Genomic DNA, 20,555 nt, shown 5'->3' with positions numbered 1-20,555 from the left:
CTGGCCAGCAGGGCCATGTGGCTGCCGTGTGCGACATGCCCCCTCATTGTGTGAGCAACGAGTGACGGCGTTTCGCTGGCGTGCTTGTGCCGTCTTGTGCTGGCAATACGAAGCTGGAGTTCGGGAAGCTGGAATCGCGGTATATGGGTTTTGGGATTGTTTCCAGCCTGGCGATTCCATGCGCACCCTCAAAGACCTGACTGCTTTCGTGGAGAAGGATGCTGCGGCCGAGGGACCTGCCGCTCAAGCGGAGCTTCAGGCCCAGCGCGACCGTTTCCGCATCGCCCGGGAGCTGGCCATGCTGCGGAAGGCGCAGGGCCTGACGCAGGCACAGCTCTCCGCGCGGGCAGGTGTGCCCCAGAGTGAGATCAGCAAGATTGAGTCGGGAAAGGCGAACGCCACCGGTTTGACGCTCTTCCGGATGGCCCATGCGATGGGCCATGTGTTCCGGCTGGAGCCTGTGGGAAGCGCAGTGGCTCCCGCTTGGCCCCGCCGCTCCGTCGCCGCGAAGAAGGGCCGCACCGTGCGGAAGGGGGCGACCCGGTCACGCGAGCTCGAGCCCGCGTGACGGGCAATCACTGCCGGAGCGGCTGCACGAGGTGCGGATTGAAGTCGCAGGTCTCGTCGCCCTCACGCAGCAGCGTCATTCCCACCAGGGCTGGTGAGACGAGGCGGCTCACGCCCAGAGGTCCTGCTCCAGCGTGTCCAACAGCGCCAGCGCCGCCTCCGGTGTGGGCATGCCCGCCATCGTGATGATGCTCGCGTCGAGCGGCACCGCGACGTCCTCGCGCAAGGCCGCCACCGCGCGCTTCTGGGCCTCGCGCAGCGCTTCACGCTCCTCGGCGGACAGACGCGGCCGGGCCCACTGGTCGATGTCCCACGACAGCGCCGCGTGCCGCGTCTCGTCCTCCGCGATGCGGACCATGGCGTCGCGCACCTCCAGGTCGCGCGCATGCAGCGCCTGGTGGTGGGCGAGCAGCGCGCCGTACGTCTCGCGCACGCAGCCCTCCACGGCGTTCTCCAGGGCCACGTCCATCAGCGAGCGCGGAGGCAACTCCTCCACCACCGGACGCTGGGGCGTGCCACCGAAGCGGCGGGCGAGCCGATCCGTCACCTGGGTGTGTTGGACCTCCTCCATGGCGCTCCTGCGCGCCGCGTCCTGGAGGCCCACGTCCGCGCCGTGTAGCGCCAGCTCATCCCGCAGCCGCAGGAACGCATGCACGGACGCCGCCTCCAGGTGCGCCGCGTTCGCGAAGTAGCGGCCCAGCGCCTCCGGGCTCTCGCAGGCCTCCGCGACCTGGAGCCCCACCGGCCGCCGGCCGATGTTGCAGTTGGGGTCTCCCTTCTCCAGGACGCGCTTCTCCTGCTCCTGGAGCTCGCCGGAAGCGGAGACCCGCACCACGTGCTGCGTCAGCTCCGTGCCCGGCCCGCAGGCGTAGCCCTTCGTCCCGATGACGTTGAAGCTGCCATCCGCGTTCTTCTTCACCGCGCCCTGCTCCTTCTTGCCGCAGATGAGGGAGTAGCCGGACGCGAAGGTCTTGAGCACCGCCTCCTGCTCCGTGTCGACAGTGCCCAGCACCTGCTGGAGCTCCGCCAGCGTCGAGTGCGTCTTCACCTCGTCACCCCGGGTCGTCACCAGGAAGGCCTCGCTGCAGAAATCCACGCAGACGTGGTGGAAGCCGGCGGTGACGTTCGCGTTCTCCAGCGCGGCCGTGCACGCGGGGACGTCGGTGGCCGTCGCGCAGGGCTCGCCGGAGGAGCTCACGTTGACATAGGAGACGGGCGGCTGGCCTCCGTTGGAGTTGATGTAGCGCAGCTGCACGAAGTCCGGCTCCGGCGTCAGCGTCAGGTCACTGACGGACAGGCCTTGAACCGAGCACGCGACCTCCGAGTAGCCCGTCAGGTCCACGCTGCCCTCCGAACCGTCACAGCCCGCCAGCACCAGGGGCGTGGCGAGCGAGGCGTGCAGGGCTCGCGAGAAGAGACGGCGCAGTCGATGGATGTTCAAGGGAGGCTCCTGGGAAGGAAGTGTGTCCGGATCCCTGAGCAATGCGGATGCCAGGGCGTCTTCTCAGCGGAGTCACTCTTCCGCGTTGCCCCGAAAGGCCGAGATGGACTCGGAAAGTTGAGGGGGACAGGACCTGGACGCCGCGCTCGCAGGGCGACCTGGAACCCTACCTGCCGTCGGGGCAGACCGAGTCTCCCTCCGCCAGGACGCGCGTCTCCAGCTTCTGGACCGTACCGGCCGCGGTCACCTTCAGCACGTACTGCGTCAGATTCGTGCCCGGTCCGCAAGCGTAGCCATTCGTCCCGATGACATTGAAGCTCCCATCCGCGTTCTTCTTCACCGCTCCTAGCTCCTTGGCCCCGCAGACGAAGGAGTAGCTGGATGCGAAGGCCTGGAGCACCGCCTCCTGTTCCGTGTCGATGGTGCCCAGCAGCTGCTGGAGCTCTGCCTGCGACGAATACGTCTTCACCTCGTCACCCCGGGTCGTCACCAGGAAGTGCTGGCGGCATTCGCGCGTGCAGTTGTAGTGGAAGCCGGTGGTGACTGCCGCGTCCTCCAGCGCGGCCGTGCACGCGGGGACGTCGGTGGCCGTCGCGCAGGGCTGGCCAGAGGAACTCATGCTGACAGAGGGGGAGCGCGTCTGGTCTCCAAGGGGGTCGGGGTCGAAGGAGCGCAGTTGCACGAAGTCCGGCTCTGGGGTCAGCGTCAGGCCGCTGACGGAGATGTTCTGGTCCGTGCAAGCGATCTCCGAGTAGCCCGTCAGGTCCACGCTGCCCTCCGGTCCGCCACAGCCCGCCAGCACCAGGGGCAGGGTGAGCGAGAAGAGACGACCGAGTCGATGGATGTTCAAGGGAAGCTCCTGGGAAGGAAGTGTGTCCAGGGGCCCTGAGCAATGCGGATGCCAACGCTTCCTCGCTGGAGGGCTGGGGCTCCAGAGGACTCGAAGAGCCGAGCAGGGCTCGAAAAGTTGAGGGGGCGGGACGCGGACGCCACGCTGCGCGCATGAGCACGGATCCGGTCGCGCCCCGGTTCCGCTGGGCGATGGAGGTGCTGTCCGTCGCCCCGGACGCGCGGGTGCTGGAGGTGGGGTGTGGTCACGGCATCGCGCTGGGGCTCGTGGCCGCGCGGCTGCGCGACGGGTGCGTCCTGGGCATCGACCGCTCGGAGAAGATGATCACCCAGGCATCGCGGCGGAACGCGGACGCCATCCGCGCGGGACGTGTCCTGGCTCGCACCGGGACGCTCGCGGACGTGGAACTGGGACTCGAGCTGTTCGATGTCGCCTTCGCCATCAACGTCAGCCTGTTCTCGGAGGACGACGTGCACGTGGAGCTTTCGCGGCTGCGGGAACACCTGTGTCCCGGTGGCGCGCTCTACCTCTTCCACGAAGCGCCCGTCGCCGCTCACGCGAAGCGCTTCGCCACGGTGGCCGCGCGGAACCTGGATGCACAGGGTTTCACCGTGCGGACCGTTCCATCCACGCCGTCGCGCGCGTGCGTCGTGGGGCAGGCGTCCGGGTAGCGGCACGGTCCCCACCGGGTGGGGAGTCCCACCGCTTTCGGCGCGACCCATGAGGCAGCCGAAGCGTTTGCCGGATGTCAGACCGAGTGGATAGCGTGCAGCTCATGCCGGACATCCGCCTGCCTGCCGAAGCGAAGTACAAGAACGAGCTGGACGCACTCGCCGCGCATGACGACAAGCCCCGCCCACCGGGTTGGGCGCTGTCGCCTCGCGCCGTGGAGACGTACATCCTGGGCAGCCCCAAGCCCGTGGGGGGCGTGACCATCACGCCCAAGTACGTGGGCGACAAGGGGCTCATCCAGGTGTGCATCGCCACGCTCGCGTCGGACCGCGCGCTGATGCTCGTGGGCGAGCCGGGCACCGCGAAGAGCTGGCTGTCCGAGCACCTCTCCGCGGCCGTCAGCGGCACGTCCGCGCTCGTCGTCCAGGGCACGGCGGGGACCAGCGAGGACCACATCAAGTACTCGTGGAACTACGCGCTGCTGCTCGCGCAGGGGCCCACGCCGGAAGCGCTGGTGCCTTCGCCCATCCTGCGCGCCATGCGCACGGGCAAGTTCGCCCGCTTTGAAGAGGTGACGCGCACGTCGCCGGAGATTCAGGACTCGCTCATCTCCATCCTGTCGGAGAAGCAGGTGTCGGTGCCGGAGCTGGGAGAGGTGACGAGCGCGCAGCGTGGCTTCAACCTCATCGCCACCGCGAATACGCGCGACCGCGGCGTCAACGAGATGAGCGCCGCGCTCAAGCGCCGCTTCAACTTCGTCACCGTGCCGGTGGTGGAGGACCTGGAGCAGGAGATTCAAATCGTCACCAAGCGCGAGGCGGAGCTGCGCACGGACTACCAGGTGGGCGTGCCGCCGCCGGAGGAGCTGTCGCGCGTGCTGCTGACGCTCTTCCACGAGCTGCGCAAGGGCGTGACGAAGGACGGCAAGACGAAGGTGCGCACGCCCGGGGCGGTGCTGTCCACGGCGGAGGCCATCAGCGTGCTGTTCAACAGCTCCATCCTCGCGCAGCAGTTCGGCTCCGGGACGGTGACGTCGCAGGAGCTGGCGGCGTCGCTGGTGGGCGCGGTGGTGAAGGAGCAGGAGGACGACGTGAAGGCGCTGCGCGAGTACATGGAGACGGTGGCCAAGGGGCGCACGGGCCCGTGGAAGGAGCTGTACACCGCGAGCAAGAAGCTCTTGAGGGGCTGATGGACCTGGCACTGCTCTCCCGGGTGCAGCACTTCCCGGTCCGTCACCACTCGCCGCGCACGACCGCCGTGCTCCTGAAGTGGCTGGAGCGCGTGAAGCCCGCCGTCGTCCTGGTGGAGGGGCCCTGCGACGCGACGGCGCTGGTGGACGTGCTGTGCGACGCGCAGACCCGGCCGCCCGTGGCCATCCTGGGCTACCGCACGGACGGCACCCCGTCCTCGTCGCTGTGGCCCTTCGCGGCTTACTCGCCGGAGTACCAGGCGCTGAAATGGGCCCGGGCGAACGGCGCGCGGGCGGAGTTCATCGACATCCCGGTGGGCGTCAGCCTCGCGGTGGACCGCCATGTGCCCGGGCCAGGCGTGGAGACGGAGGCCACGGAAGAGGTCGCACCCGTTCCCGATGAGGCGGTGCCGCTCACGGAGGCGTTCGCGCGCTCGCAGGGCTTCCGCTCCTTCGAGGAGTTCTGGGAGGCGTCCTTCGAGGCGCCGGACTGGAGCCCGGAGCAGTTCCGGCCGGTGCTCACCGCCTGGGCGGACGTGGTCAACGCGGGGCCTCGGCCGGGCTACCACCGTCAGCGCGACGCCTTCATGGCGCGCAAGGTGCTGGAGGTGGTGGCGGGTGGCGTGGCGCCGGAGAAGGTGGCGGTGGTGGCGGGCGCGGCGCACACCGCGGCGTTCCTCGCGGGGGACGTGGACCCGAAGGAGGAGGCGAAGCTGCCCGAGGCCGGGCCGTGCGCGGTGACGGTGATTCCGTACAGCTTCCCGCGCCTGGCGGAGCAGCTGGGGTACGGCGCGGGCAACCGGGCGCCGCACTTCTACCAGAAGGCCCACGAGGCGAACTGTGACTTCCGGCGGGCCACGCTGGAGGTGCTGCTGGACTTCGCCTCTCACCTGCGGATGCGCGGCTTCTCCGCGTCGCTGTCGGACGTGCTGGAGGCGTACCGGCTGGCGGTGACGCTGTCGGACCTGCGCGAGAAGAGCGCCCCGGGCCTGGACGAGCTGCGCGAGGCCACCGTGGCCACGCTGTGCCGCGGAGACGCGACGCACGTGGACAGCTTCCTGTGGAAGAGCGTCATCGGTCACGAAGTGGGGCAGGTGGCGAGCCGCATCGGGCAGAACTCGCTCCAGGCGGAGTTCTGGCGCGAGGTGGGCGAGCGGCGGCTGCCGCGCACGGACAGCCCGGAGACGTTCACGCTGCGGCTCAACAACCCGGTGGAGGTGGGCTCCTCCGTGTTCCTTCACCGGCTGCGAGTGGCGGGCATTCCGTACGCGTCGCTGTCCGGGACGGGGTCGTCGCGCAAGCAGGGCGCGGAAGCGGAGGCCGGCGGCTACGCGGCGCTCACCCGCGTGCGCGAGGCCTGGCAGGCGCAGTGGACGCCGTCCACGGACGTGGCGCTGGTGGAGAAGATTGTGTTGGGCGACTCGCTGGAGGGCGTGACGACGCGCGTGCTCCAGGAGCGGCTGACGCAGGCGAAGACGACGGCGGAGGCGGCGGACGTGCTCCTGGAGTCCGTTATCACCGGCTGCTCCCAGACGGTGGCGCAGGCGCTCAAGGCCTGTGACGCGCACGCGGCCACGGACGCGGACCTGCCGTCGCTGGCGAGCGCTGCTCGGGCGCTGTCGGGGTTGATGGCCTATGGCACCTCGCGCGCGCACTCGGCCGTGGGGGACGAGGCGGTGGCGGCCCTGGGGGAGAAGACCTTTGGCCGGGCGCTCCTGCGCGTGCGCGAGGCCAGCGCCTGCGCTCCAGAAGGAGTGCCCCCGGTGCTGGAGGCGCTGCGCACGCTGCACGAGGTGGCGCTGTCCCAGCCGCGCGCGGACAAGGAGGGCTGGCTCGCGGAGGCGCGCGGGTTGATGGAGAGCCACGCGGTGCACCCGGCGACGTCGGGGCTGGCCACGGGCCTGTTGTACCTGGCGCGCGAGCTGCCGGAGGCGGAGGTGGCGCTGGAGGTGGGACGGCGGCTGTCGGCGGCGGTGGAGCCCTCGGACGCGGCGGCGTACCTGGAGGGCTTCCTGCAGGTGAACGCGCTGGTGCTGGTGAAGAGCCGCGACGTGGTGAAGGCGCTGGATGACTTCCTCACCAGCGTGGAGCCGGAGCGCTTCCGGCAGACATTGCCGGTGCTGCGCCGGGCGCTGGGCGCGCTGGGGGCCACGGAGCGCCGCTACCTGATGGAGAACGTGATGGGCGTGCGCCAGCTGAAGGACAAGGGCCGCGCGGTGAAGGCGGTGCTGGAGGAGAAGGACAAGGCGACGCTGAAGGACCTGAGCGCGGACCTGGGCAAGGCGCTCGATGACCTGGATGACCTGCTATGAGCGTGGACCCCAAGGACCTGGACCCGAAGGACCGCGACGCGCTGTTGCGCTGGCGGCTGGCGCTGGGCCCGGAGGCGGAGAAGACAGGCTCTTGCCCTTCCCTGGGCGAGCTGGGCGCCAGCGCGGACACGGTGGACCTGAAGGGCGACGACCTGGAGGGCCTGGATGACGCGCTCTCCTTCGTCTACGGCGAGCGCTCCGCGGGGCGCGGCGGTTCCAAGCCGTACCTGCCCAAGTGGCTGGGCGCGCTGCGCGACTTCTTCCAGGACGACGTCATCGCGCTGGTGCAGAAGGACGCCATCGAGAAGAAGGGGCTCACCCAGCTGCTCTTCGAGCCGGAGACGCTGCCCTTCCTGGACAAGAACCTGGAGCTGGTGACGACGCTGGTGAGCGCCCGGGGGCTCATCCCGGAGCAGGCCAAGGACACCGCGCGCGCCATCATTCGGGAAGTGGTGGAGGACCTGCGCAAGAAGCTGGAGTCGCCGCTGCGCACGGCGGTGCTGGGGGCGCTCAGGCGCGACAGGACGAGCCCCATCCCCATCGCGCGCAACATCGACTGGCGCCGCACCATCCGCTCCAACCTGAAGGGCTGGGACGCGGAGCGGAAGCGCCTCATCCCGGAGCGCTTCTACTTCTGGCCCAACCAGCGCCGTCACCACGAGTGGGACGTGACGCTGGTGGTGGACCAGTCCGGCTCCATGGCGGAGAGCGTGGTGTACAGCTCCGTGATGGCGGCCATCTTCGCGTCGCTGGACGTGCTGAGAACCAGCCTGGTGCTGTTCGACACGGAGATCGTCGACATGACGCCCGTGCTGGCGGACCCGGTGGAGGTGCTCTTCTCCGCGCAGCTGGGTGGCGGCACGGACATCAACCGGGCGGTGGCGTACGCGCAGGAGCACTACGTGCGCCGGCCGGAGAAGACGCTCTTCATCCTCATCACCGACCTGTACGAGGGCGGAAACGCAGAGGAGCTGGTGGCCCGCTTGAGGCAGTTGGTGGACTCACGCTCCAAGGTGCTGTGCCTGCTGGCGCTGTCTGACAGCGGGCGGCCTTCGTATGACCACGCGATGGCGGAGCAGCTCACCGCGCTGGGGATTCCGTGCTTCGGGTGCACGCCCCGCAAGCTGGTGGACGTGGTGGAGCGGGTGATGCGCAACCAGGACCTGGCGCCGCTGCTCGCGTCCGTCGACAAGAAGGGGGAGCGTCATGGCTGAGGTACGGCCCGTCATCGGGATGGGCGGAATGACGGAGATCATCAGCGACAAGGCGGAGCTGGCCAAGGGCGCGGAGCTGTTTGACGGCAAGCAGCTCAGCAATCTGTCGCGCTTCGAGAACCGGCTCTTCGCGGACGCGGCGGGCTCCGGGGCGACGCCCTACAAGGTGTCGCTGGTGTTCGGCGAGGCGCGCTCGGACGTGAAGGGGCGGTGCTCGTGCATGGCGGCGCGCTCTCGCCCCTTCTGCAAGCACGCGGCGGCGCTGCTGGTGGCGTGGGCCCGGGCCCCGCAGGCCTTCGTGACGGCGGAGGCGGCCCCGGCCGCGCCCGCGGGCTCCGGCGGCGCGAAGAAGAGCGTGAAGAAGGGCAAGGCGGAAGCCGGCGACCTGATGAAGGCGGGCGTGGCGCAGGTGTCCACGCTGGTGCGCGAGTTGGGCCTGTCCGGCGTGGCGTCGCTGGGCGCGGAGCGGCCGGAGCAGGTGCGCGCGCTGGGTGAGGCGCTCCGGGCCAACGGCCTGCGGCGGCTGTCCGCGCGGGCGGTGGAGCTGGCGGGCCTGCTGGACGCGGCGGCGGCTCGCACGGGCACCTTCGAGGCGCCGGTGTACGCGGACCTGGTGGCGGACATGCTGCTCACCGCGCGCAAGGTGGAGAAGCACCTGGGCGGTGACGCGCTGGAGCCCCGCCACGTCGAGGAGCTCATCGGCAAGACGTGGACGAAGAAGGACCGCGCGCCCGTCGAGGGGCTCAAGCTGGTGGAGTACGCGTTCTCCTCCAAGGTGACGCCGGACCGGTTCATGGTCCGCGAGAGCCGCTTCGTGGACCTGGGGTCGGGCACGCACTACAGCGAGAAGCAGATCCTCCCCGCGAACCTCAAGACGGTGGCGCCGAAGAACAGCCACGCGGGCGCGGTGCTTCAAGGCGCGCATGGCGGGCAGTACCCGGGCTTCGCGCCGCACCGGCTGGACCTGGAGTCGTGGAAGGACGCGCCGTCGGTGGACGGGGCGGCGCTGGAGCGGCTGGTGGAGGTGGCGCTGCCGGACGTGGGCGCGGTGATGACGGCCTTCCAGGAGCACCGCAAGGACGTGTTCGCGCCGGACCTGCTGCCGGTGTCCGTGCGGGTGGAGACGCTGCTCGCCAGCGGGGCCCGCTCGCAGTTCGTGGATGGCACGGGACGCGGACTCTTCCTGCCCGCGGACCCGTCGCTGGAGGAGCCGCTGGCGAGCGCGCTGGAGGACGCGAAGCTCCTGGCGGTGCTGGGCGACGTGGGCCTGGAGGCGGCGCTGCCGACATTGTTCCCCTCGGCCATCGTGGTGCGGACGCCGGAAGGGTTGGACCTGCGCCCGCTGGCGCGCGCCTCGGACGTGCCCGTGTCGCCCCGGCGGCGCGGCCGGGTCCGGGCCCCCGCGACGCCGAGCGCGCTGCCCCGCAGCGGGTGGGCGGACGCGGCGCGGGCGGCGGGTGCGTCGCGGGCGGCCATCGCGCTGGCGGAGGTTCGCGACGAACTGGCGGACGCGTTCGCCAGCGGCCTGTCGGCGGTGAGCCCTCGCACGGTGGAGCCGCTGGTGTCCCGGCTGAAGGAGCTGGGGCTGGAGAAGCCGGGCGCGCTGTTGGAAGCGCTGGCGCAGCGGGCGGACCCGGCGGAGCGGCTGGATGACTTCATCAAGGTGTACCAGGTGCTGGGCATCGCGCTGGTGCGGCTGGCGGGCGCGGTGCAGGTGGACATGGCCGGATTGGAGTCCGTGCCCACGCACCCGAGCATCCACGTGCACCGCCCGGAAGAGGTGCTGAGCCCGGGAACGGCGATGGTTCGCCGGGCGCTCGGGGAGCTGACGCGCTACGAGGCGGCGGCGCACGCGGCGCGCTACTACGCGGGCCTGGGGCCGGACGCGCTGATGCGGGAGCTCTACCCGGCGTGGAGTGATGGCTCGGCGAGCGCCTTCGTGGCGCGCACGGTGGCGGCGCGCGGAGAGGAGGCGCTGGGGGTCGTGCGGGGCGCACTGAACGAGCGCCACAGCCGCATGGTGCGCCGCACCGCCATCCGCGTGCTGGGCGCGATGGGCGGAGTGCAGGCGCGGCGCGAGCTGGACGCGTTGACGCGCGCGGGGCACGACATGGGCCTGCGCCTGTTCGCTCGGGAGACGCTGGAGGACGTGCAGGCCCGGGAGACGGGAGAGAAGGCCGTGGTGGAGCTGGCGCGGCGCCGCAAGGACAAGGCGGTGCCGCTGATTCAGGCGGCGCTGTCGGAGACGACGAAGGACGCGCGCGGGGCGGCCGTGGCCATGCTGGCGGACCTGGGCACCGTGGCGATGCCCGTGCTGCGCCAGGTGCTGAACACGGACCCGGCGCGCGAGGTACGGCGCGAGGCGGCGGAGGCGCTGGCCCGGATGGGGGACGCGGACGTGCTCGGCCGGTTCGTCGACATGGTGCAGGGCCGCGGCCATGACGACGTGGAGGCGAAGCACGCCGTGTACGCGCTGGGCATGCTGGGCGACGTGCGCGGCGCGGAGGCCCTGCTGCTGGCGTTCGCGGACGGGTGGAAGCCCAGTGTCGTCGCGGAGGCCATGCGCACGCTGGGGCTGGCCCTGCTGCGGCCCGCGCTGAACCTGGCGGAAGAGCGTCCGGAGCAGTTGGAACGGCAGGCGCTGCGCGGCCTCTTCGACGCCTTCGACCCGTCCATCCTGGCGAAGGAGCTGCTCGCCCGCGTGGTCAGGTCCAGCATGCACGTGGACCTGCTCAAGCGCGCGGAGGCGTACCTCAAGGTCGCGGCCGTGAACCCCGCGGTGGGCAAGGTCGTGGCCGCGCGCCTCATGGAGCTTCCCGCCGTGGCCGGGGACAGGGCGCTGGCCAAGGCGGCGAAGAAGCTCTTGTGACGCTTCAGCTCGCCAGCTTCGAGGTGAGGTCGATGCTCGTGGGCGCGGCCGGCACGGGGAAGGGCTTGCCGGCGGCGCCGCTGAAGTCGAGCGTGTCCAGGTTGACCGAGTCCACCAGTGGGTTGGCGTAGAAGCGAACGGGCAGGGTGAGCGCGACGTGCCTGGCGCCCAGCTCACGAAGTCCACACGGGAGGCAGGCGCGTTCCGGTCAAACGCGGAGCCATTGCGTGGCGTCCGGAATCCGGACAGCCTCCGCACCGCATGACGGATCCCGCTCCTCCTCCCGAGCCCCCACCGCGCCGCGACGATACGCTGGGCGAGTTCGACCTGCCGTTCTTCGAGCGGCTGGCGCTCCAGATGCAGGGCATCGTCATCGCGGTCGTGCTGCGCGTCACCGACCTGCTGCTGCTGCTCCTACGCCCCCGGCTCCTGAAGCCGTATATGGGACTGTGGTGGCAGCGCATCCTGTGGACGCCCTACCGCTGGCGGCGCACCTTCGAGATGACGCGGGCGCTCCAGACCACGGGCCAGTCGTTCCGCGAGCTGATGTACGGCGAGACGCCGCTGGTGACGGCGCTGTGGTTCCTCAAGAGGGCGGGCGTGGGGCGCGGCAGCCGGGTGGTGGACCTGGGCGCGGGGCGCGGACGCGTGCTGCTCGCCGCGCGCTGGTGGGGGGCCGGGGCGCATGGCGTGGAGTTGATTTCGGACCACGTGGCGCGCGTGGCGCCGTGGCTTCAGCCGGCGGGCATCACCTTCACCGTGGGTGACATGACCCGCGAACCCCTGGGAGACGCGACCCACATCTTCTGCAACTGGGTGGCGTTCAGTCCGGAGACGAAGGCCCGGCTCGTCACCCACCTGCGCACCTGCGCTCCCGGCACGCGCATCATCACCGTCACCCGTCCCATCCAGGCGGAGGGCTTCAGCGGCCACTCCTCCCATTGGATGCTGTTCACCTGGGGCCTGGAGAAGGTCTGGCTCCAGCAATACCTCCCGGGTCCCATCGCATCACCCTGACACGGGAAGGTCGGATGAGACTCCGCGCCTCCCCGACGTTACTCGTGATTAACTTGGAAAGACGGGCGGCGGCGTTCCTGTTGCGAGAGGTGATGGTGATGACCCAGTGGCGGAACAAGGAGCCTGACGTGACCCGCGAGAAGCTTCTTCGGGCGGCCGCGGACCTCATCCTGGCTCAGGGGCTTCAGGCCGTGACGCTCGATGCCATCGCCGGGCGGGCAGGGGTCCCGAAGGGGGACCTCCTGGAGCACTTCCAGAGCAAGCCCATCCTGCTCGATGCGCTGTTCGACGACGTGACCCAGCGCTTCGCCGGGGCCGTCGCCGCCGAGATGGCGAAGGATCCGGACGCCAACGGCAGGGGAACCCGCGCGTATCTCCGGGTGACGGTCGCCGCTCCCTCCGATGACGACGAGGCCCGCGTCATGCGCTCGCTCATCGGGCTCATGCTCTTCGACCCGGAGGTCCGGGAACTCTGGAGCTCCATCTGGGACGAGGCGCGGGAGGAGCAACTCAGCCCCCAGGAGCAAGAGTCGCCGGAGCTCACGCTCTGCCGTCTGGCGATCGACGGGTTGTGGATGTCGGACCTGCTCGAGCACCGCACGGTCTCAAGCCAGACGCGCGCGGCGGTCATCCGCCGAATCGAAGAACTCACGCGCAAGTAGCCTGGGCGCCCGCGGGTCTCCGCCGTGATGGCCAGCGAGTGGCTGTTGCCCACGGCGGTACGGGTGGATTCCGTGGGCCTTACGAGCCGGGAGGAAAGACGTGTCCGCGCAGCCCGTGGCGCCGATGATCAACCCCAGACACAACGCCAGCCGGAGATTCGCCACGGTCCTGCTGGGGTTCACGCACGCCTCCTGAGCAAGCGCCGGAGGTGATGCCAGGGCCCGTGAGGAGGTGGCGCAGGTGTGTCAGCGCGTCAGGTGCTTCAGCGTGAGGTAGACGAACTCCGCGCCGGGCTGGAGTGACGCCACCGGGACGCGCTCGTTGGGGGCGTGCGCGGTGCGCGCGTCGTCAGGCGTCAGCGCGAAGAGGTCGATGCCGTAGGCATGAATCCCCGCGCGGCGCAGCGTGGCGGACTCGGTGGTGCCGGTGGACATGCGCGGAATCACCGGCGCCTTCGGCCACACCTTCGCGGCTGCGGCCTTCACCGCGCGGAACATGGCGTTGTCCCCCACGGGGGACATGGGCGAGTCCGGCGGCGACACGTCCATCTCCACCTGGATGTCCTGGTCGTTCACCGCGGCGACGATGCGCTCGCGCACGGCCTTCGGGTCCGCGTCCGGCAGCAGGCGGCAGTTCACGGTGGCCTCGGCGGTGGCGGGGATGACGTTGGACTTCGTGCCCGCCTTGAACACCGTGGGCACGCACGTGGTGCGCAGCACGGCGCCCAGCGCGGGCTCCAGCCGTGCCACGGTGGCCACCGCGTCCTCGGGCGGCGCGTCCGGCGAGGCGGCGATGCGGCGCAGCGCTTCACCCAGCTCGCCGGGAGTCGCCTGTGCTCGGCCCTGCACGTGGAGCCTGGCGGCGGGTGTCAGGTGCGCGGGGAAGGTGAGGGCGCCCACTCGCGCCACCGCCGCGGCCACCCGCACCAGGGGCCCCGCGTCCACGGGCGGCGCGGAGGAGTGACCGCCGGGGCCGGTGGCCTTGAGCGTCACGTTGCGGGACACGCGCTCCGCGGCCTGGAGCGCCACGAAGCGCACCTCCTTGCGGTCCGGTGACAGCTCCGTGAGGCCGCCCTCGTTGAGCGCGAACTCCGCCTCCTTGAGCTCCGAGCGGTGCTCCATCATCCAGTCCAGCCCCTGTCCGGAGCCCACCTCTTCATCCGCGCCCAGATACAGAAGGATGTCGCGCGAGCGTGTGCCGCCCTCCTGCTTCAGCCGGCGCAGCGCGAGGATGCTCGCCGCCGCCATGCCCTTGTTGTCCTGCACACCGCGTCCGTAGAGCAGGCCGTCCTTCTCCGTGAGCGTCCACGGGTCGGTGGCCCACTCGGTCTTCACGGCGGGCACCGTGTCCAGGTGCGCGAGCACGAGCACCGGCCGGCCCTTGCCGCTGCCCTTCAAGCGCACCAGCAGGTTGCCGCGACCGGGCGAGGGCTCGATGAGCTCCGCTTCGATGCCGGCCTCGCGCAGCCACTTCGCCGCCACCTGGGCCGCGGCCGTCTCGTTGCCGGGCGGGTTGGAGGTGTCCGCGGCGACGAGCTCTGCGAGCAGCGTCCGCAGTTCATCCTTCGGCGCGGGACGGGATGACGCGGCGTGGCTTGGACCCAGCGCGAACAAGGCGATGACGAGGGGCAGAAGACGCATGGAGTAGAGGCTCGCGCCTTCCGGCCCGGGAAGGCAACGGAAGCGGTGTTTGCGAGGAGTGCCGTGTTAAGGGAAGGGCCCTGGAGGGATTCCGCCATGGCCTCGCCGTTGAGCTTTCGCACCGTGGAGCTGCCGCTGCGTCACGCCTGGACCATTGCCCGGGGCACGAGCACGGTGAAGCGCAACGTGTTCGTGGAGGTGCGCTCGGAAGGACACGTGGGCTACGGCGAGGCCGCGCCGAACGTGCGCTACGGCGAGTCGTGGGAGACGGTGGAGGCGGCGCTCCACAAGTTGTCCCCTGTGCTGGAGGGCCGCGACCTGCGCCACTTCCGCGACGTGTCCGAGGCCGTGGACGCGGCGCTGCCGGACAACCCCGCGGCGAAGGCGGCGGTGGACCTGGCGCTGCATGACTGGGCGGGCAAGGTGATGGGCGTGCCGCTGTACCGGATGCTGGGCGTGGACCCCGCGCGGCAGCCGGTGACGTCCATGTCCATTGGCATCGACGTGCCGGAGACGCTGGCCGTGAAGGTGCGCGAGGCGGCGGACTTCCCGGTGCTGAAGGTGAAGCTGGGCGCGGACCGCGTGCAGGAGGTGTTCGGCACGGTGCGCGCGCTCACGGGGCAGACCATCCGCGTGGACGCGAACGAGGCGTGGAAGCCGGACGAGGCGCTGGCGCACATCCAGTGGTTGTCCACGCAGGGCGTGGAGTTGGTGGAGCAGCCGCTGCCCGCGGCGGACGTGGAGGGCGCGAAGTGGCTGCGCGCGCGCTCGCCGCTGTCGCTGGTGGCGGACGAGTCGCTGACGAAGGCGTCGGACGTGCCGAAGCTGGCGGAGGGCTTCCATGGCATCAACGTGAAGCTCCAGAAGAGCGGTGGCATCCGTGAGGCGTTGCGCATCATCGAGACGGCGCGAGCGTGCGGCCTGAAGGTGATGTTGGGCTGCATGGTGGAGACAGGGCTGGGCATCGCGGCGGGTGCGCACCTGGCGCCGCTGGTGGACTGGGTGGACCTGGACGGCAACCTGCTGCTCGCGGAGGACCCGTACCGCGCGCATCCGGTGGTGCAGGGCCGCATCCAGCTGGGCGCGGGCGCGGGCCTGGGTGTGGAGCCCCGGTGACGCCACCGCTCATCCAGGATCCGATGGCGGTGCTCGCCGTGCTGCTCGCGGTGCTGGCGGGGTTGTATGCGTTGCAGCGCTACCCGGCGGTGGCGCGGTTCTTCAACGTCGTGCCGCTGCTGGTGTTCGCGTACTTCGTGCCGACGCTGCTTTCGAACACGGGCGTCATCCCCACGCAGTCGGAGTTGTACCGCTTCACGCGCGTGTACCTGCTGCCCGCGAGCCTGGTGCTGCTGGTGCTGTCGGTGGACCTGCCGGCCATCGCGAGGCTGGGGCGCAACGCGGTGGGCGTGTTCCTGGCGGGCTCGGTGGGCATCATGGTGGGCGGGCCGCTCGCGTATCTGGCGCTGGGGTGGTTGGTGCCGGCGGAGCTGGGGGACCAGGCGTGGAAGGGATTGGCGGCGCTCAGCGGGTCGTGGATTGGTGGCAGCGCGAACTTCGTGGCGATTGGCCAGAGCGTGGGCGCGCTGGACAGCACGTTGAGCATGCTGGTGGTGGTGGACGTGGGCGTGTCCAACGTGTGGACGGCGGTGCTGCTGTCCTTCGCCGGGCGTGAGAAGGCGATGGACGCGAGCATCGGCGCGGATCGGACCGCGCTGGACCACGTGCGCGAAGAGTCCGCGCGCATTCAAGCGGCCTCCGCCCGGCCCGCGAGCCTGTCTGATTTGCTGTCCATGCTGGCGGTGGCGTTCGGCGTGACGGTGGTGTGCACTGCGCTGGCGAAGCTGCTGCCGGACCTGGGCAACGTGGTGACGGGCTTCACGTGGGTGGTGCTGCTGGTGACGACGGTGGGCGTGGTGCTGTCGTTCACGCCGGTGCGCAGGCTGGAGGGCGCGGGGGCGAGCCGGATGGGCTCGCTGTTCCTGTACCTGCTGGTGGCGACGATTGGCGCGCAGGCGGAGTTCCGGCGGCTGTGGGACGCGCCCGCGCTGGTGGCGGTGGGGGCGCTGTGGATGTGCATCCACGCGGCGGTGACGATGGGCACGCGCCGTTGGCTGAAGGCGCCGGTGTTCTTCGCGGCGGTGGGGTCGCAGGCGAACGTGGGCGGCACGGCCTCCGCGTCCGTGGTGGCGGCGGCCTTCCACCCCGCGCTCGCGCCGGTGGGCGTGCTGCTCGCGGTGCTGGGGTACGTGCTGGGGACGTACTGCGGGCTGGTGACGGCGCTGATGCTGGAGCAGGTGCACCAGCTGATTCACTGAAGGGAGTCGCGGATGCGGACGGTGTTGCTCTGGGCAGGGCTCCTGGCGATGAGTGGTTGCGCGACGAAGCCGGAGGCGGGCGCTCCTCGTGAGTCCCTGAAGGCGGTGGTGGAGTCACTGGCGGGCGAGGCCACGCGTCTGTCGCCCGGGACGGACCTGTCGCTCGCGGTGATGGACCTGCGCACGGGGGAGACGGCGAGCGTCTCCGGCCTGGAGCCGCACATCTCCGCCAGCTCCGCGAAGGTGTTCTGGGTGGCGGCGGCGTTGGGACAGCGGGACCTGGCGACGGTGGCACCGCTCGCGGAGAAGGTGTTCCGCACGTCGGACAACGAAGCCTCCGGCGAGGTGATTGACCTGGTGGGCGGCCCGGATGCCATCAATGTCTATCTTCGCGGCCTGGGCCTGGAGCACACGGCGCTGACGAAGTGGAACTACGGCCGGGAGCGCTGGGCGACGAACTCGCCGCGGGTGATGGGGCGGGACAACTACTTCTGCGCGGACGACATGGTGTCGTTCCTGGCGCGGTTGGAGCAGCGGGAGCTGATGGAGCCGGAGCCCACGGCGCGGCTGCTGAAGTGGATGGAGTTGACGCCTCGGGAGGGCTGCGGCGGTTGGCTGGGAACGCGCCTGCCCGCGAGCGCCCGCGCGTCGCTCCAGCACAAGGGCGGGTGGCTGCCGCCGGGCTGCTGCGGGGATGACGCGCGCTACAACGTGCTCAACGAGGTGGGGCTGGTGACGCTGCCGGACGGTGGCCGGTACGCGGTGGCCATCCTGGCCTCGAGAGGACCGGACTGGCCGAAGCAGGCGTTCTTCGTGGAGCGTGCGTCGTGTGTCCTGTACCGGCACCTGGCGAAGGACGCGGCGCTGGACTGTGGAGAGGCCCTGGCCCGGGCGGGAGGCCCGGTGCCCGTGGTGCTGGAGCCCGGAGCGCCCGCGCCGAACTACGACTGCGAATGAGAAGGTGAGAATCCCGTCAGGCTCCCCGCCGGAGGCGGACCGCGAAAACCTGTCCGACAGTCGGACAGGTTCGGGCAACGGAGACCTGTCGGACAGTCGGACAGGTTCGGGCAACGGAGACCTCTCGGACAGTCGGACCGGTTCGGGCAACGGAGACCTCTCGGACAGTCGGACCGGTTCGGGCAACGGAAACCTGTCGGACAGTCGGACCGGTTCGGGCAATGGGAACCTGTCGGACAGTCGGACCGGTTCGGGCAATGGGAACCTGTCGGACAGTCGGACCCGTCGGGACCGCGCGACGAAAACCTGTCCGACAGTCAGACCGGACGGCACATGGCGGAAGGCTGTCCGACAGTCGGACAGGTCCGGACGACGGAAGGCTGTCCGACTGTCCGACAGGTTTGGGACCGGCCCGGCCGGGAGGTGGCCGTCATGCCGGAACCCTATCGGACTGACGCGGGGGGACATGGCGCCTCGTTCCTGGCATGGAGCGTGAAAGTAGGACTGATGCCTCCGGAGCGCGCGGCGCTCCCATGTGAAGCCGGGCCGTTAATGCTGTCCGACGTGAATCACGGGGAGGTGTAGCCATGATGGATCCGCAGGCGTGGCGCAGGTTCTCGGAGCGGCTCGGGGTGGAGCATTCGATCATCCAGGCGCCGATGGCAGGGGGCCTGACGCCGCCGGAGTTGGTCGCGGCGGTGTCGGAAGCCGGCGGTCTGGGCTCGCTGGGGGCCGCGTACGTGCAGCCGGAGGACATCGTCCAGCAGGCCCGCGCGGTGCGCTCACTCACCTCACGGCCCTACGCCATCAATCTCTTCGCGCCACAGCCCGCGGTGGCTCCCTCGGACCCGGGGCCCACGCTCGCCATCATCGAGCGCTTCCATGCCGCGCTGGGGCTGCCTCCTCCCGTGATTCCGGCGACCGCGATGCCGGACTTCGCGAAGCAGGTGGAGGCCGTGCTCGAAGCGGCGCCGACGGTGTTCAGCTTCACCTTCGGCATTCCGCCCGCGCCGGTGCTGGAGGCGTTCCGGTCGCGCGGCATCCTCGTCGTGGGCACGGCGACGAACGTGCGCGAGGCCCAGGCACTGGAGGCCGCAGGCGTGGATGCGATTGTCGCGCAGGGCTCGGAGGCGGGAGGCCACCGGGGCTCCTTCGGCGGTTCGTTCGAGGCGGGCATGGTGGGCACGATGGCGCTCGTGCCGCAGATGGTGGACGCCGTGCGGGTGCCGGTCATCGCCAGCGGCGGCATCATGGACGGACGCGGTATCTCGGCGGCCCGGATGCTGGGCGCGGCGGCCGTGCAGCTGGGCACGGCGTTCCTGCGGTGCCAGGAGTCCAGCGCGGCGGCGGCCCACAAGGCGCTGTTGCGCGAGGCCCGGGATGAATCGTCACGCATCACCCGCGCCTTCTCCGGACGCCCGGCCCGCGCGATTCCGAATGAACTGACGACCACGCTGGAGGAGGCCGGAGCCATCCTGCCATTTCCGCAGCAGCACGGAGCCACGCGCACGCTGAGGGCCGCGTCGTCGAAGCAGAACGACACGCGCTTCATGGCCCTGTGGGCGGGGCAGGGCATTGGCCTGTCGCGAGAGGGCCCCGCGGCGGATCTGGTGCGCGCCCTGGTGGCGGAGACCGACGCCGCGCTGTCCGCCGTGCGCGGCTGACTCAGGACGTCGACGGCGGGCCCATGCTCCGGCCCGCGATGCGCTGGCGCAGCGCCACGAAGTACATGCTGCAGAACGTGGCCACGAGGACCGCGGCTTCATCCCAGTAGTCCAGCGGGTCCTCGTTCTCGTCCAGCAGCGACAGGCTGAGCAGGCACAGCACCACGTGCACGGCGAACACGGGCAGCGACGCCTGTCCCAACGCCTCCAGCACCTTGGGACGCAGCCATTGGAACAGGCGGGGCGCGAGCCAACTCGCCAGCAGGGCCACGGCCAGGAAGTTCACGAGCCGCAGCGGCGCGAGCGACCACTTGTCGAACAGCACCCCCGCGGCGCCCAGGTCCACGTCGAGGTGGCGCACGACGAAGAACCCCAGGCTGACGACGATGGCGCCCGTGAGGAGCCGGCGGGACACGGGCTCGCGCTGCTCCGGCGCGGTGGCGCGGGCCACGCCCATCCACACCCCGAGCACCCAGAGGAACTGCCACGCGAACAGGTCGAATGCGCCCGACAGGTCGATGCTCAACGGCGGCCACGGCAGCACGGGGATGGCGACGAGCAGGTCATACAGGGCGCGCTTGAGGCCCACCTGCGCCCAGACCCAGATGAGGGCGCTCAGCCCCAGCACCCGGGACCAGCCCTCCTTGCGCGCACCGAGCAGCACGGCGGGCGTGAGCAGCAGCAGCACGACATAGAGCGGAAGGATGTCGAGCAACGGGGGACAGTAGAGGAGGAACAGGCTGCTCCACAGGGCGGTGAACGGGTCCTGGTGGAAGAACCCGAGCAGGTTGTGGATGGCGGGCCTGCGCGCGGCGACGCCCAGCGCGGCGATGATGGTGAACGCGAAGAAGAGCAGGGCGACGTGGTAGCCGTACACCTTGAGGGCACGGCTCCAGAGGCTCTTGAACATCGCCACGGGGCTTGAAGTCCCCAGCTTCTTCGCGTGCACCACACCCACGAGGAACGCGGAGAGGAACACGAAGCCCTCGGCGGCGGACACGAAGCCGAACGGCTGATTGCCGATGACACTCAGCCGGGTGGGCAGGTGCGTCAGCGTCATCAGGACGAGCAGCACTCCGCGCAGGCTGTCGAACTCGGGGCGGCGTTTCATGGCGGGTAGACTCTCTTCACCCATGCCACAGCCCCACGTCCCGGGTAAACCGCACCGGTCGCTCGGATCCAGTG

At 70.5% G+C, this 20,555-nt stretch carries 16 protein-coding genes; 12 read left to right on the top strand and 4 right to left on the bottom strand.

What is annotated here, in order from left to right:
• Window positions 1–178: 178 nt before the first annotated feature.
• Window positions 179–568 (top strand): helix-turn-helix domain-containing protein, encoded by a 390-nt coding sequence (locus tag D7X30_RS07670; protein WP_120562182.1) that lies wholly within the window; start codon window positions 179–181, stop codon window positions 566–568.
• Between the two features lie 108 nt (window positions 569–676).
• Here the strand turns inward: D7X30_RS07670 and D7X30_RS07665 are convergent, their stop codons facing one another.
• Together D7X30_RS07665 and D7X30_RS07660 are read right to left on the bottom strand one after the other, a co-directional pair.
• Window positions 677–2,008, bottom strand: coding sequence for a ferritin-like domain-containing protein (locus D7X30_RS07665; protein ID WP_120562181.1), 1,332 nt, complete (start codon window positions 2,006–2,008; stop codon window positions 677–679).
• Between the two features lie 166 nt (window positions 2,009–2,174).
• Window positions 2,175–2,858 (bottom strand): hypothetical protein, encoded by a 684-nt coding sequence (locus D7X30_RS07660; protein ID WP_120562180.1) that lies wholly within the window; start codon window positions 2,856–2,858, stop codon window positions 2,175–2,177.
• Window positions 2,859–3,010: 152 nt separating this feature from the next.
• Here D7X30_RS07660 and D7X30_RS07655 point away from each other — a divergent pair, with 152 nt between their 5' ends.
• The 7 genes from D7X30_RS07655 (at window position 3,011) to D7X30_RS07620 (ending at window position 12,793) form a co-directional block, all read left to right on the top strand.
• Entirely contained in the window at window positions 3,011–3,529 is a 519-nt protein-coding gene (locus D7X30_RS07655; RefSeq protein ID WP_120562179.1) for a bifunctional 2-polyprenyl-6-hydroxyphenol methylase/3-demethylubiquinol 3-O-methyltransferase UbiG, read from the top strand.
• 74 nt (window positions 3,530–3,603) lie between these two features.
• A complete protein-coding gene (locus D7X30_RS07650; RefSeq protein ID WP_233591445.1) occupies window positions 3,604–4,719 on the top strand; it encodes an AAA family ATPase in 1,116 nt (371 codons plus the stop codon).
• Complete coding sequence (locus D7X30_RS07645; protein ID WP_120562178.1) at window positions 4,719–7,031, top strand: DUF5682 family protein; 2,313 nt, start codon at window positions 4,719–4,721, stop codon at window positions 7,029–7,031. Before D7X30_RS07650 ends, D7X30_RS07645 begins: the two co-directional genes overlap by 1 nt.
• Complete coding sequence (locus tag D7X30_RS07640) at window positions 7,028–8,245, top strand: VWA domain-containing protein (protein ID WP_120562177.1); 1,218 nt, start codon at window positions 7,028–7,030, stop codon at window positions 8,243–8,245. The genes D7X30_RS07645 and D7X30_RS07640 overlap by 4 nt, the downstream gene beginning before the upstream one ends.
• The gene (locus tag D7X30_RS43570; RefSeq protein ID WP_120562176.1) at window positions 8,238–11,114 is read left to right on the top strand and encodes a HEAT repeat domain-containing protein; all 2,877 of its coding nucleotides are present in this window, start codon (window positions 8,238–8,240) and stop codon (window positions 11,112–11,114) included. The genes D7X30_RS07640 and D7X30_RS43570 overlap by 8 nt, the downstream gene beginning before the upstream one ends.
• A 261-nt stretch (window positions 11,115–11,375) precedes the next feature.
• On the top strand, window positions 11,376–12,131 hold the full coding sequence (locus D7X30_RS07625) for a class I SAM-dependent methyltransferase (RefSeq protein ID WP_233591444.1): 756 nt from the start codon (window positions 11,376–11,378) through the stop codon (window positions 12,129–12,131).
• Window positions 12,132–12,259: 128 nt separating this feature from the next.
• A complete protein-coding gene (locus tag D7X30_RS07620; protein WP_233591443.1) occupies window positions 12,260–12,793 on the top strand; it encodes a TetR/AcrR family transcriptional regulator in 534 nt (177 codons plus the stop codon).
• Between the two features lie 246 nt (window positions 12,794–13,039).
• On the opposite strand, the gene D7X30_RS07615 is transcribed toward D7X30_RS07620, so the two are convergent.
• Window positions 13,040–14,434: a M20/M25/M40 family metallo-hydrolase gene (locus tag D7X30_RS07615; RefSeq protein WP_120562175.1), complete on the bottom strand. Its 1,395-nt coding sequence runs from the start codon at window positions 14,432–14,434 to the stop codon at window positions 13,040–13,042.
• Window positions 14,435–14,530: 96 nt separating this feature from the next.
• On the opposite strand from D7X30_RS07615, the gene D7X30_RS07610 reads away from it, so the two are divergent.
• The 4 genes from D7X30_RS07610 (at window position 14,531) to D7X30_RS07590 (ending at window position 19,370) form a co-directional block, all read left to right on the top strand.
• Window positions 14,531–15,550: a dipeptide epimerase gene (locus D7X30_RS07610; RefSeq protein WP_120562174.1), complete on the top strand. Its 1,020-nt coding sequence runs from the start codon at window positions 14,531–14,533 to the stop codon at window positions 15,548–15,550.
• Entirely contained in the window at window positions 15,547–16,749 is a 1,203-nt protein-coding gene (locus D7X30_RS07605; protein WP_233591442.1) for a DUF819 domain-containing protein, read from the top strand. Before D7X30_RS07610 ends, D7X30_RS07605 begins: the two co-directional genes overlap by 4 nt.
• A 12-nt stretch (window positions 16,750–16,761) precedes the next feature.
• A complete protein-coding gene (locus D7X30_RS07600; RefSeq protein ID WP_120562173.1) occupies window positions 16,762–17,706 on the top strand; it encodes a serine hydrolase in 945 nt (314 codons plus the stop codon).
• Between the two features lie 587 nt (window positions 17,707–18,293).
• Entirely contained in the window at window positions 18,294–19,370 is a 1,077-nt protein-coding gene (locus D7X30_RS07590; protein ID WP_120562171.1) for a nitronate monooxygenase family protein, read from the top strand.
• Between the two features lies 1 nt (window position 19,371).
• Here D7X30_RS07590 and opgC read toward each other — a convergent pair whose 3' ends face one another.
• Window positions 19,372–20,481: an OpgC domain-containing protein gene (gene opgC, locus D7X30_RS07585; RefSeq protein WP_120562170.1), complete on the bottom strand. Its 1,110-nt coding sequence runs from the start codon at window positions 20,479–20,481 to the stop codon at window positions 19,372–19,374.
• Between the last annotated feature and the right edge of the window lie 74 nt (window positions 20,482–20,555).

Source organism: Corallococcus sp. AB011P, from assembly GCF_003611605.1.
In the GTDB taxonomy this organism is placed as follows: domain Bacteria; phylum Myxococcota; class Myxococcia; order Myxococcales; family Myxococcaceae; genus Corallococcus; species Corallococcus coralloides.
The sequence above is the reverse complement of the archived record's forward strand: the minus strand, read 5'-3'. Positions and strand labels throughout refer to the sequence as shown.

Excerpts from the sequence above, each read along its gene's own strand:
- D7X30_RS07615 (WP_120562175.1), bottom strand. The coding sequence starts at position 14,434 with ATGCGTCTTCTGCCCCTCGTCATCGCCTTGTTCGCGCTGGGTCCAAGC.
- opgC (WP_120562170.1), bottom strand. The coding sequence starts at position 20,481 with ATGAAACGCCGCCCCGAGTTCGACAGCCTGCGCGGAGTGCTGCTCGTC.
- D7X30_RS07590 (WP_120562171.1), top strand. The coding sequence starts at position 18,294 with ATGATGGATCCGCAGGCGTGGCGCAGGTTCTCGGAGCGGCTCGGGGTG.
- D7X30_RS43570 (WP_120562176.1), top strand. The coding sequence starts at position 8,238 with ATGGCTGAGGTACGGCCCGTCATCGGGATGGGCGGAATGACGGAGATC.
- D7X30_RS07645 (WP_120562178.1), top strand. The coding sequence starts at position 4,719 with ATGGACCTGGCACTGCTCTCCCGGGTGCAGCACTTCCCGGTCCGTCAC.
- D7X30_RS07655 (WP_120562179.1), top strand. The coding sequence starts at position 3,011 with ATGAGCACGGATCCGGTCGCGCCCCGGTTCCGCTGGGCGATGGAGGTG.
- D7X30_RS07640 (WP_120562177.1), top strand. The coding sequence starts at position 7,028 with ATGAGCGTGGACCCCAAGGACCTGGACCCGAAGGACCGCGACGCGCTG.
- D7X30_RS07610 (WP_120562174.1), top strand. The coding sequence starts at position 14,531 with ATGGCCTCGCCGTTGAGCTTTCGCACCGTGGAGCTGCCGCTGCGTCAC.
- D7X30_RS07625 (WP_233591444.1), top strand. The coding sequence starts at position 11,376 with ATGACGGATCCCGCTCCTCCTCCCGAGCCCCCACCGCGCCGCGACGAT.
- D7X30_RS07670 (WP_120562182.1), top strand. The coding sequence starts at position 179 with ATGCGCACCCTCAAAGACCTGACTGCTTTCGTGGAGAAGGATGCTGCG.
- D7X30_RS07600 (WP_120562173.1), top strand. The coding sequence starts at position 16,762 with ATGCGGACGGTGTTGCTCTGGGCAGGGCTCCTGGCGATGAGTGGTTGC.
- D7X30_RS07650 (WP_233591445.1), top strand. The coding sequence starts at position 3,604 with ATGTCAGACCGAGTGGATAGCGTGCAGCTCATGCCGGACATCCGCCTG.